The sequence below is a fragment of the Intrasporangium chromatireducens Q5-1 genome (assembly GCF_000576575.1).
GTDB lineage: Bacteria > Actinomycetota > Actinomycetes > Actinomycetales > Dermatophilaceae > Intrasporangium_A > Intrasporangium_A chromatireducens.
The window spans coordinates 1-11,158 of record NZ_AWQS01000128.1 but is presented as its reverse complement, the minus strand read 5'-3'; the positions used below and the strand labels follow the sequence as shown (position 1 = coordinate 11,158).

General features: G+C 71.8%; 10 protein-coding genes. 8 read left to right on the top strand and 2 right to left on the bottom strand.

Annotation, left to right across the window (positions count from 1 at the left end; translation table 11 throughout):
• Nucleotides 1-145 precede the first annotated feature (145 nt).
• Nucleotides 146-1,171, top strand: coding sequence for a DNA-directed RNA polymerase subunit alpha (locus tag N864_RS14295; protein ID WP_034718035.1), 1,026 nt, complete (start codon nucleotides 146-148; stop codon nucleotides 1,169-1,171).
• A 58-nt stretch (nucleotides 1,172-1,229) separates the two neighbouring features.
• Nucleotides 1,230-1,952 (top strand): 50S ribosomal protein L17, sunset domain variant, encoded by a 723-nt coding sequence (gene rplQ / locus N864_RS14290; RefSeq protein WP_034718033.1) that lies wholly within the window; start codon nucleotides 1,230-1,232, stop codon nucleotides 1,950-1,952.
• Nucleotides 1,953-2,029: 77 nt separating this feature from the next.
• Here rplQ and N864_RS14285 read toward each other — a convergent pair whose 3' ends face one another.
• On the bottom strand, nucleotides 2,030-2,566 hold the full coding sequence (locus N864_RS14285) for an AMIN-like domain-containing (lipo)protein (RefSeq protein ID WP_034718030.1): 537 nt from the start codon (nucleotides 2,564-2,566) through the stop codon (nucleotides 2,030-2,032).
• Nucleotides 2,567-2,690: 124 nt separating this feature from the next.
• Between N864_RS14285 and truA the strand changes: the two genes are divergently transcribed.
• From truA to N864_RS14270, 3 genes are all read left to right on the top strand, one after another.
• The gene (gene truA, locus N864_RS14280; protein ID WP_081793856.1) at nucleotides 2,691-3,563 is read left to right on the top strand and encodes a tRNA pseudouridine(38-40) synthase TruA; all 873 of its coding nucleotides are present in this window, start codon (nucleotides 2,691-2,693) and stop codon (nucleotides 3,561-3,563) included.
• 13 nt (nucleotides 3,564-3,576) lie between these two features.
• On the top strand, nucleotides 3,577-4,209 hold the full coding sequence (locus N864_RS14275; RefSeq protein ID WP_034718038.1) for a DcrB/PsbP domain-containing protein: 633 nt from the start codon (nucleotides 3,577-3,579) through the stop codon (nucleotides 4,207-4,209).
• A 76-nt stretch (nucleotides 4,210-4,285) separates the two neighbouring features.
• Nucleotides 4,286-5,968 carry an ABC-F family ATP-binding cassette domain-containing protein gene (locus tag N864_RS14270; RefSeq protein ID WP_034718028.1) on the top strand — a complete coding sequence of 561 codons (1,683 nt, stop codon included), beginning with the start codon at nucleotides 4,286-4,288 and terminating at the stop codon, nucleotides 5,966-5,968.
• Nucleotides 5,969-6,050: 82 nt separating this feature from the next.
• Here N864_RS14270 and N864_RS14265 read toward each other — a convergent pair whose 3' ends face one another.
• On the bottom strand, nucleotides 6,051-8,276 hold the full coding sequence (locus tag N864_RS14265; RefSeq protein WP_081793854.1) for a cell wall-binding repeat-containing protein: 2,226 nt from the start codon (nucleotides 8,274-8,276) through the stop codon (nucleotides 6,051-6,053).
• 146 nt (nucleotides 8,277-8,422) lie between these two features.
• Here N864_RS14265 and N864_RS14260 point away from each other — a divergent pair, with 146 nt between their 5' ends.
• From N864_RS14260 to N864_RS14250, 3 genes are all read left to right on the top strand, one after another.
• Nucleotides 8,423-9,478: a nitronate monooxygenase gene (locus N864_RS14260; protein WP_034718024.1), complete on the top strand. Its 1,056-nt coding sequence runs from the start codon at nucleotides 8,423-8,425 to the stop codon at nucleotides 9,476-9,478.
• Nucleotides 9,479-9,575: 97 nt separating this feature from the next.
• A complete protein-coding gene (locus tag N864_RS14255; protein WP_034718021.1) occupies nucleotides 9,576-10,109 on the top strand; it encodes a YbaK/EbsC family protein in 534 nt (177 codons plus the stop codon).
• A gap of 95 nt (nucleotides 10,110-10,204) precedes the next feature.
• A complete protein-coding gene (locus tag N864_RS14250; protein WP_034718019.1) occupies nucleotides 10,205-11,137 on the top strand; it encodes an aldo/keto reductase in 933 nt (310 codons plus the stop codon).
• Nucleotides 11,138-11,158 lie beyond the last annotated feature (21 nt).

The window sequence follows — 11,158 nt, the reverse complement described above, 5'->3', positions numbered from 1 at the left end:
ATGCCGCTGAGCCAGCTCAGCGGCATACCGCGTCCTCTCGTTGGGGCGGGGGTCGCAGACAGAGCCGACCCCCGGCCGCCCGGAGCGAGACCGGGCAGTTTCACGCGGCGTCAAATAGCGGTCGCCCGTGGGAAGGAAAACAACAGTGCTCATCGCACAGCGTCCCGTGCTCTCCGAGGAAGTCGTTGCGGACAACCGCAGCCGCTTCACGATCGAGCCGCTCGAGCCCGGCTTCGGCTACACGCTCGGCAACAGCCTTCGTCGCACCCTGCTCTCGAGCATCCCCGGTGCGGCGGTGACGTCGATCCGCATCGACGGCGTCCTGCACGAGTTCACCACCGTGCCGGGTGTCAAGGAGGACGTCACCGAGATGATCCTCAACATCAAGGGCCTCGTCGTCTCCTCGGAGCACGACGAGCCGGTCGTCATGTACCTGCGCAAGCAGGGACCCGGCGCGGTCACCGCGGGCGACATCACGCCGCCGGCGGGTGTCGAGGTGCACAACCCCGACCTGCACATCGCGACGCTCAACGACAAGGGCAAGCTCGAGATGGAGCTGACCGTCGAGCGCGGCCGTGGCTACGTCTCCGCGGCGCAGAACAAGTCCGGTGACCAGGAGATCGGCCGCATCCCGGTCGACTCGATCTACAGCCCGGTCCTGGCCGTGACCTACAAGGTCGAGGCGACCCGTGTCGAGCAGCGCACGGACTTCGACAAGCTCATCGTCGACGTCGAGACGAAGAACTCGCTCACCCCGCGGGACGCGATGGCGTCGGCCGGCAAGACGCTCGTCGAGCTGTTCGGCCTCGCCCGCGAGCTCAACGTCGAGGCCGAGGGCATCGACATGGGGCCGTCGCCGACCGACGCGGCCCTCGCCGCTGACCTCGCCCTGCCGATCGAGGATCTCGACCTGACCGTCCGGTCCTACAACTGCCTCAAGCGCGAGGGCATCCACACGGTGGGTGAGCTCGTCGGTCGCAGCGAGGCGGACCTGCTCGACATCCGCAACTTCGGTGCGAAGTCGATCGACGAGGTCAAGGCGAAGCTCGCCGGCATGGGCCTCGCGCTCAAGGACAGCCCGCCCGGGTTCGACCCGTCGGCCATCGTCGACAACTACGACGAGGGCTACGACGAGGACGACGAGTCCTACGTCGAGGACGAGCAGCTCTGACAACCGCCCCTGACGTCGGCTCCCCGCGGGCCGGGTCAGACCCCACTAGGAGAACGAAATGCCTACCCCCACCAAGGGTCCCCGCGTCGGTGGCGGCCCCGCGCACGAGCGGCTGATCCTCAGCAACCTCGCGACGGCGCTCTTCGAGAACGACCGGATCACGACGACCGAGGCCAAGGCCAAGCGCCTGCGCCCGCTCGCCGAGCGTCTCATCACGTTCGCCAAGCGCGGTGACCTCGCGGCCCGCCGCCGGGTCCTCGCCGTGGTGCGCGACAAGGGCGCAGTCCACCGTCTCTTCGCCGAGATCGCCCCCGACATGGCGCAGCGCGAGGGCGGCTACACCCGCATCACGAAGATCGGTGCCCGCAAGGGTGACAACGCCCCGATGGCCGTCATCGAGCTCGTCCGCGAGCCGCTGTCGGCCAAGAAGGCGACGGTCAAGGAGGCCGAGGCGGCGACGAAGCGCGCGGCCAAGGACGCTGCGGCCGCTCCCGCCGAGGCCGCTCCGGCCGAGGAGCCGACGGCCGCCGTCGAGGCGGACGAGGCGGCGGTCAGCGACGCCCAGGCGGACGCTCCCGCGGTCGACCTGCCCGAGGGCGCGGCTCCGGCCACGACCGACGGCTCGGCCCCCGAGGGCTACACCGTCAAGGGCAACGCGAGCTCGAAGCTCTACCACGAGCCGGACGGCCAGTGGTACGACCAGACGGTCGCGGAGTTCTGGTTCAAGTCCGCTGAGGACGCCGAGGCCGCCGGCTTCACGAAGGCCGGCGCCAAGGACTGACGCACGCCATCACGTCGAAAGGCCAGTTCCCGACGTGTCGGAAACTGGCCTTTCGACGTGTGGTGGCCTCTCGACGGTTACCAGCGGTGGGCGACGTCGACGACGAGGCGCTGCCCGCCGTCCGGGCCGGTGAGCACGAAGGCCCGCATCGGCAGCCGAGCCCGCACCCCGAGCCCGAAGTCGGTGTAACCCTCGAAGCTGGTGACCCACTTCAGCTGCCGGAAGGTGCGCCAGCCGGAGTAGGTCAGCGTCCCACTCGCCGGGATCCGCTTCGTCGCCGGTGCATTGACGGTGATCTGGATCCGGGCGCCCCCGCTCACCGGGACCGGGAGGCCGCTGCTCGGACTGCGGACCGTGCTGACGTAGCGGACGTTGTAGCCGACCTTGCCGGTGCCCCGGCCCAGGTCGAAGACGAGGCGGTCGTAGCAGGCGTGCTGGCCGGACCGGGCCCCGGTGATGGCGGCGCGGGTCTGGCTCGACGAGGTCTTGGCGAGTGACCCCCAGTAGATGCCGCAGTACGGCGCAGCCGCAGCCGTGCTCGTCGCGGCGGTGGCACCAAGTGGTGTGACGATGGCGGTGGCGAGGGCGACAGCGCCCACGCGGCGGCGACTCATGGTCCTCATGACGGGCCCCCTTTGGGTGGAGCCGGCCGGCCGGGTGCCGGCACGGCTGATGCTGTGAAGACGTCCATGGACCGGTGGCGGTTGACAGCGCGGTGATACGGATAGGCTCGCCGGCATGGCAGGGGAGGAGCTGGTGCGGCTGCGTCTTGACCTCGCCTATGACGGCACCGACTTCTCCGGGTGGGCCGCGCAGCCGGACCGGCGCACCGTCGAGGGAGTGCTGACTGCGGCTTTGACGACCCTCTTCCGATCGGCCGAGCGGGTCCGCCTGACCGTCGCCGGACGCACCGACGCGGGCGTTCATGCCCGCGGCCAGGTCGCCCACGTCGACGTCGACCCGGAGGCGCTCGCCTTGCTCCCGGGACGGTCCACGCGCACGCCCGAGCAGGCCCTGGTCAGCCGGCTGAGCGGCATACTCCCCGACGACGTCGTCGTGCGGGACGTGACGCGGGCACCGGCCGGTTTCGACGCCCGCTTCGCGGCGCTCGAGCGCCGCTACTGCTACCGGATCGCCGACCCGGACGCGGTCCGCGACCCGCTGCGCCGCCGCGACACCGTCGGGTGGCGGCGTCCGCTGGACGTCGACGCGATGAACGCTGCGTCACGGGGTCTGGTGGGGCTCAGGGACTTCGCGGCCTTCTGCAAGCGGCGGGAGGGTGCGACGACGATCCGGACCCTGCTCGAGTTCTCGTGGCGGCGGCTGCCCGACGGGGTGCTGGCCGCGACGGTCCGGGCGGACGCCTTCTGCCACTCCATGGTGCGCTCGCTCGTCGGCGCGGTCGTGCCCGTCGGCGAGGGCCGGCGCGGCGTCGAGTGGCCGGCGCAGGCGCAGGGCCGGGGAGTGCGGGCGAGCGAGGTCCTCGTCATGCCGGCCCACGGGCTGAGCCTCGAGGAGGTCCGCTATCCACCCGACGCCGAGCTGGCGGTGCGGGCCGAGCAGGCGCGTGCCCGGCGCGACGGCGCGGACGGGCAGCGCCGCGGCCTGTGATTGGATCGAGATCATGCCCCGACCCCACCGCGTCGCGTCCGTCGCCCTGCTCACCTCGGTCCTCGTCCTGACCGGATGCTCCAAGGCAGGGGCGCCGTCCGGGGACCCGAGTGCATCGTCGACCCCGGCGTCAACCTCCAGCTCGGCCGGCCCGGCGCCGAGCGAGACCGGCACGGCGACGGCCACGGCAACCGGGGCGACCCAGGCGATGAAGGGCAAGTCGGGCACCTTCACGGTGGTCCCGCCCGCCGGCTGGCGCGACGCGAGCGACCAGGTCGGCTCGGTCCAGGGGCTCGAGACGGTGCTCGTGGCCGGCGAGAAGACCGGCTCCTTCAGCAACAACCTCGTCGTCGTGTCGGTGCCGGGCAACGAGCAGACCGCCCGCGACGAGCTCGCCAAGGGCAAGGACGGCCTCAAGCAGGAGGGCCGGACGCTCACCGAGGCGCCGGAGAAGCAGGTCGCGGGGGTCACGGCCGCCGGCTTCGGGGCGGCCTTCGAGCAGCAGGGCGTCAAGGTGCTGGCTCGGTCGTGGGCCGCGCCGCACGGCGACCGCGTCTACCTGTTGACACTGAGCTCCTCGCAGGAGGACGCCGACCACGCGATGGCGCAGTTCGACCAGCTGCTCAGCAGCTGGCAGTGGACCTGACCTCGCGCGAGCTAGGGGCCCGCCCTGACGATATCGGCGTGACGGCGGTGAGCGGCATACGTCACGATGGACCCCCGTGGGCCACATCGACGTCAACTCCGTCTCCTTCTCGCTGCCGGACGGCCGGCCGCTGCTCAACGACGTGTCGCTGCGGGTCGGCGAGGGGGCGAAGGTCGCGCTGATCGGGCCGAACGGCACCGGCAAGACGACCCTGACCCGGATCATCTCCGGCGACCTCGGCGCGGAGGAGGGTGCGGTCACCCGCTCCGGCGGACTGGGGGTGATGCGCCAGTTCATCGGGTCGGTCCGCGACGAGTCGACGGTCCGCGACCTGCTCGTCTCCGTCGCCCCGGACCGGATCCGGTCCGCGGCCCAGGAGGTCGACCGCACCGAGCTGCTCATGATGGAGCGTGACACCGAGGCCGACCAGATGGCCTACGCGCACGCCCTCGTCGAGTGGGGCGAGGCCGGCGGCTACGAGCAGGAGACGGTCTGGGACCAGGTGACCATGGCGGCGCTCGGCATGCCCTACGACAAGGCCCAGTGGCGCCGCGTGACGACCCTCTCCGGGGGAGAGCAGAAGCGGCTCGTCCTCGAGGCGCTGCTGCGCGGCCCCGAGGAGGTGCTGCTGCTCGACGAGCCGGACAACTACCTCGACGTGCCGACGAAGCGCTGGCTCGAGGAGGCGCTCGTCGCCTCGCCCAAGACCATCCTGTTCATCAGCCACGACCGGGAGTTGCTCGACCGGGTCGCAACGCGCATCGCCACGCTCGAGCCGGGCGCGGCCGGGGCGACGCTCTGGGTGCATCCCGGTGGGTTCGCCACCTACGCCGAGGCGCGGGCCGACCGCAACGCACGGCTCGAGGAGCTGCGCAAGCGCTGGGACGAGGAGCACGCCAAGCTCAAGGCGCTCGTGTTGATGTACAAGCAGAAGGCCGCCTACAACTCCGACATGGCGGCGCGCTACCAGGCGGCGCAGACCCGGCTGCGCCGGTTCGAGGAGGCCGGTCCGCCCGAGGCCGTGCCGATGCGCCAGCAGGTCCGGATGCGCCTCACCGGGGGTCCCACGGCCAAGCGCGCCGTCATCGCCGAACGCCTCGAGCTGACCGGGCTGATGAAGCCGTTCGACCTCGAGGTGTGGTTCGGCGAGCGGGTCGCGGTCCTCGGGTCGAACGGCTCGGGCAAGTCGCACTTCCTGCGGCTGCTCGCCTGCGGTGGCAGCGACCCCGAGCCGGAGCACCGCCCCGTCGGCGACGTGCTCCCCAGACCCGTCGAGCACACCGGCACAGTGCGGCTCGGCTCACGGGTGCGCCCCGGCTGGTTCGCGCAGACCCACGAGCACCCGACCCTCATGGGCCGGACCCTGCTCGAGATCCTGCACCGGGGTGACGAGCACCGCGCCGGCAAGCCCCGCGAGGAGGCGGCCCGGGCCCTCGACCGCTACGAGCTCGCCCGCTCGGGGGAGCAGACCTTCGAGTCGCTCTCGGGCGGCCAGCAGGCGCGGTTCCAGATCCTGCTCCTCGAGCTGTCCGGCGCGACGCTGCTGCTGCTCGACGAGCCGACCGACAACCTCGACCTCCAGTCGGCCGAGGCCCTCGAGGAGGGGCTCGACCGCTTCGAGGGGACCGTCGTCGCGGTGACCCACGACCGGTGGTTCGCCCGAGGCTTCGACCGGTTCCTCGTCTTCGGTGAGGACGGGCGAGTCTACGAGGCGGACGAACCCGTCTGGGACGAGCGGCGCGTCGTCCGCCCCCGCTGAGAGGCGGCGGTATGCCGCTCACCCGCGCCGCGCAGGGACGCTCGCCACTCGCGCGGTGCCGGCGGAGCGGCATACCTCTCGGTCAGTGGATCGCGTCGCGCACCTTGACGAGGACGGTGTTCGTCACGACGGTCGGGCCGCCGAGAATGTACGCGGCCTGGGGCCGCAGCCGGGTGAGCTGGGCGCGGATCGGGTCGGGGAGCCGGTCGCCGCGCGTCAGGAGGACGGGGACGCCTGCTGCCCCGGCCACGGCTGCGGCGGCGAGCGCGTCCGGGAAGTTCTCGCCCGACGGCACGTAGACCGATGTGGCGGAGCCGAACTGCTGAGCGACGGCGGCGGCGGTGCCGTAGCGGTCGCTGCCGGCGAGCCGGGTCACGGTCCTGCTCCTCGTGTAGCCGGCCAGCTGTGACGCGACACCCGCCGAGACTGCGCCGGTGCTGCCGAGGACGACGATGCGGTCGGGCCGCAGGGATGACAGGGCCGACGCGGTCGCGGGCGGCAGGCTCGTCGGCTTCGTCAGCAGGACGGGCGCCTTGTCGCGGCCCGCGAGGGCTGCCCCGGCGAGGGCGTCAGGGAAGTCGACGCCGGTGGCGACGTAGGCCACCCTGGCGCCCGAGGGGTAGTAGCGTGCCAGCATCGCGGCGGTCTCGTAGCGGTCCTTGCCGCCGACCCGCTGCAGGTTGCCGGTCGTCGTCATCGACTTGAGGGTCTGCGCCACGGAGTCCGAGATGGCGCCCGCGCTGCCGAGGACGACGACCCGGCCCGGGCGAAGTCGGGCCATCGCATCACGGGTCGGGGCGGGCACCGAGGTGGGCTGCGTCAGCAGGAGGGGAGCACCGTTGCTGGCCGCGCGGGCTGCGCCGGCGAGGGCGTCGGGGAACTCCCGGCCGGTCGCGACATAGACGACGTCGACTCCGGCCGGGAACGCCCGCGAGGCCTCGGCCGCCGTGGCGTAGCGGTCGGAGCCGGAGATGCGCGCCACGGTGCCCGGGTTGGGCACCTTCTGGTTGATCGTGAAGTAGTTGGAGGCGAGGCCGTCGCTGTAACCGGGCCACTGGCGAGCGCTCATGATGCCGTTGCCGCTCGTGTCCTTGGAGACGTAGTCGCCCGAGGACGTGAACCCCTCGACGCGCACGGACAGGACCCGACCGCCCCAGTCGCCGCTGCCGTCGCGTCGCAGCACCTGCAGCCGCTCGACCCGCGCGATACCGAAGGTCCGCTCGAGGGAGGCGACCGGCAGGTTGGCGTTCCAGGCGTGCGGGCGCCCGCTTGCGTAGGCGCCGTCGTAGGGGTCGTTCTTGGCCGGCAGGTAGGCGTAGCCCGAGACGGCCACCGTCCGGCCGCCGTTCGACGACGAGTACATCGTCGTCGCGAGGGTCGTGCCGTACTTGAGCACCTGGCCGAGCGTCTGGTCGATCGCCGTGTTCGTCGACGTCCACTCGTAGGAGCTGATCGACCCGTCGGAGTTGCGCTTGCCGCGGCCCTTGTAGACCTGGCAGCTCGTCGTGTCGCAGGTGTCGTAGTAGCTCGTGTGCTTGCTCCGCGTCGCGGCATACGTCCGGGCCGCGACGGCCTGCGACTTGAGCGCCTCGAGCTGCCACGACGGCGGCATCTCGGACGGGACGACGCCGCGGAGGTAGTCCTGCATGGAGAGGCTGTTGACGGTGGCGAGCTTCGTCGTACCAGGGTGGTGCGCCGTGATCGTGCCCCGATAGACGCGCCGCTCACCGCCGGGCAGGAAGAGGTCGACGGTGCTCTTGTCGGCTCCGGTGGCGGAGTTGGAGAAGGTGACGGGGCAGGGTGTCTTGCCGGAGTTGTAGGCACTCCACTTGCCGCTCGTGAGGGACTCCACGACGCACGTGGTGGCCGTCGTGCCGGTGGCCCGGACGCGCCACTGCGTCGGCGTCGTGGGGAGAGTTGTCGAGATGCTGCCGGTCTTGATGGAGAGGCCCGGGCGGCCGCCGACCTGGATGATGCCGTCGTTGTCGGTCGTGATGCCGATCTTGATCGAGGTAGCCGCCTCCGTCTTGAGCGCCGTGCCCGGGTAGTAGAAGCCGAGGATCTGGTTGTGCTTGAGGCCCTTGGTCGCCGCGCCCTGGGCGCCATACTGCGACATCCCGATCCCGTGCCCGTAGCCGCCGCCGACGACGTCGAACACGCCGTCCGCCGGGCGCAGGTAGACCTCCGCGCCGGGCTGCGGCGCGGGCAGCGAAGCGGCGCTCGCCGTGGGGGCCAGACCCACCGCGGGGATCGCGGCGACCACTGCCGCAGCAGTGAGCATGGCGAGGTGACGAGGCGTTGCACGCATGGAGAGCTCACAGGTCCGAGTCGGCGACCACCAGTGTGTTGCAGGAGTGACTGGTGTGACAAGCAATCACATCGGTGTAATTCGCTGTCCCCGCGTCGGATTCGCTCAGGCTCGCCCCGTACGGGCGCAAACGATAGCGTCACGTCATGGTCGTGAGCGAACTGCATGTCCCGATCGTCGGTGCCCCGATGGCGGGGGGCCCGAGCACTCCGGAGCTCGCGGCGGTCGTCTCCGACGCCGGTGGGCTCGGCTTCATCGCCGCGGGGATGCTCGATGCGCCAGCGCTGCACGAGCAGATCGCAGAGGTGTGGGCCCGCACCGAACGGCCCTTCGGCGTCAACCTCTTCGTCCCAGCGACCGCCAACACGTATGCTGCCCAGCCGCGTCCGCTCGAGGGCGCCGAGCGGGCGCACGCAGTGAGTGCCTATCGGGACCGGCTCGTGCGTGACGCCGCACGGCTGGGAGTCGAGCCGGGGGAGGGCCGGCCCGACGACACGGACGACTGGGAGCGCAAGATCGACCTCGTGACGCGGGAGCGGGTCCCCGTCGTCTCGTTCACGTTCGGTCTGCCCAGCGCCGGCGTCGTTCACGAGCTGCAGCGGTCCGGCACGGAGGTGCTCGTCACCGTCACCGATGTCGACGAGGCGCGCGCCGCGGCAGACCACGACGTCGACGGGCTGTGCGTCCAAGGGCCGGCGGCCGGTGGCCATCGCGGCACGCTCGACGAGGCGAAGGGCCCCTCGACGGACGACCTCGTCGACCTCGTGAGCTCGGTGCGAGCCGCCGTCGACCTGCCCATCGTCGCTGCCGGCGGCGTGTCGAGCCCCCAGGGGGTCGCGCAGCTGCGGGCTGCGGGGGCTGCCGCCATCCAGGTCGGCACCCTGCTGTTGCTGACCCCCGAGGCGGGCACCCACCTGGTGCACCGGCGGGCCCTCAGCGACCCCAGCTTCACGGAGACCGCGGTGACCCGGGTCTTCTCCGGCCGGCTCGCCCGGTCCCTCGTCAACGACTTCGTCCGGGCGCACGACGGCACCGCACCGGCCGCCTATCCGGAGGTCAACCACGTCGCCGGGCCGCTCCGTCGCGCGTCCGCCGCGGCCGAGGACCCGCAGTGGTTCGCACTGTGGGCCGGCACGCGCTGGCGTGATGCGCGGCCCGTTCCCGCCGCGGTCGTCGTCCGCGACCTCGCCGCTTCCCTCTAGCCGAATGCCGTTTCGGCGTCGAGCGCGGCGGTGCACCACTGCGTTCAACCAGCAAGGATGAGATCGAGGGCAGGGGGCCGGTGCCTAGCATGCTGACATGCCATCCGCTGAAGGAAACCTCACCTGGCTGCCCGCTGCCGAATACCCCGAGCTGCTCGCGCCGCCGGTTGCCGAGTCGCTCGGCCTCGTGCCCGGCGCGCGCGTCGCCGCCATCGATGCCGGGCTGGCCGACACAGCCGCCTTCTGTGCGGCCTACGACGTGGCGCCGGAGGCATCGGCGAACTGCGTGGTCGTCGAAGGGCGCCGCGGCGAGGTGACGACCTTCGCAGCCGTCATGGTGCTCGCGACAGACCGCGCCGACATCAACCGCACGGTCCGCAAGCACCTTGGCGTGCGCAAGATCTCGTTCGCCGACCAACCCGAGGCCGAAGAGCTCACCGGGATGCAGCAGGGCGGCATCACCCCGGTCGGCCTGCCCGAGGAGTGGCCGGTCCTCGTGGACGAGCAGGTTGTCGCAGCGGGTCTCGTCGTCGTCGGGGCCGGCGTCCGGGGCGCGAAGCTGCTCCTCGATGGCGCCGACCTGGCGAAGCTCCCCGGCGCCGAGGTCATGGCCCTGACGATGGAGTCCTGAGCGCCGCCCTGCCGTCCCGCCGCCCCGTCACCCGCCTCCTGGCGAGGGCGGCGGAGGGACGCCACTACGGTGGGGGAGTGACGAGCTCCTCCACCATGACCTATCGCCAGCTCGGCAACAGCGGACTGACCGTCTCGACGGTTGGGCTCGGCTGCAACAACTTCGGCCGGCGTCTCGACGCCGACGCGACCGCCACGGTCGTCGGGGCCGCCCTCGACGCCGGCATCACGCTCTTCGACACGGCCGACATCTACGGCGTCGGCGCGAGCGAGGAGCTGCTCGGTCGGGCTCTCGGCCGCGAGCGCGAGAACGTCGTGGTGGCAACGAAGTTCGGCATGGACATGCAGGGCGCCAACGGGCCGGACTGGGGCGCGCGCGGCTCACGGCGCTACATCCGCAAGGCCGTGGAGGCGAGCCTGCGCCGGCTCGGCACCGACTGGATCGACCTCTACCAGTACCACCGGCCCGACCCCGTCACGCCGCTCGAGGAAACCCTTGCGGCGCTGCACGAGCTCGTCGTCGAGGGCAAGGTGCGCTACATCGGGTCGAGCAACTTCGCCGGGTGGCAGGTCGTCGAGGCCGACTGGGTCTCGCGCAGCGGTGGGCTGACGCCGTTCGTCTCGGCGCAGAACGAGTACTCGCTCCTGCAGCGCGACGTCGAGGACGAGGTCGTGCCGGCATGCGAGCACGTCGGCGTCGGCCTCCTGCCGTTCTTCCCGTTGGCCTCCGGGCTGCTGACCGGCAAGTACCGCCGCGGGGCCGCCGCGCCGGAGGGCACCCGCCTCGCCGGTCAGGCAGACCGGCTGGCCGAGGCCGACTGGGACACGATCGAGGCCATCGAGGGGTATGCCGCCGAGCGCGGTCTGCGCCCCATCGACGTCGCGATCGGCGGCTTGGCCGCCCAGCCGGCCGTGGCGTCGGTCATCGCGGGAGCGACCCGGCCGGAGCAGGTCGCCGACAACGTCCGGGCCGGCCGCTGGGAGCCGACGGCGGAAGACCTCGCCGCGCTCGACGAGATCAGCTCCTAACCCACTCCTCGCCACCCCGCT